Annotated in this window: 1 protein-coding gene; it reads right to left on the minus strand. The window is 43.9% G+C overall.

The genetic code is table 11. The features are described from left to right. A partial coding sequence (locus HMPREF2984_RS09765) for a MucBP domain-containing protein (RefSeq protein ID WP_180363949.1) occupies positions 1-285 on the minus strand: 285 nt, incomplete at both ends.

A 285-nucleotide genomic window follows, 5' to 3' on the forward strand; every position in this document is an offset into this window, starting at 1 on the left:
AAACATAGACAACGCGGGTTGTTCCTTCGACAACTCTACCACTTTCTTTACCTTGTGTAGCTGTAGGGTCAATGCGGTAACTTGCTCCATCGGCTGTTGTAATCGTAGACGGTTTGTGGTCAGTTGTATCGTAGGCCGTTCCTACTGATGTGTCTGGTGTATCCACAATACGTGGAGAAAGAGTGTTGCCTTGCTTATCTTGGTAGTCAACAACAACATTACCATATTTCTCTACTGGTTTTTCAAGCTTATCATAAACATAGACAACGCGGGTTGTTCCTTCGA

It is taken from the genome of Streptococcus sp. HMSC066E07, assembly GCF_001814695.1.
Classification (GTDB): domain Bacteria; phylum Bacillota; class Bacilli; order Lactobacillales; family Streptococcaceae; genus Streptococcus; species Streptococcus hominis.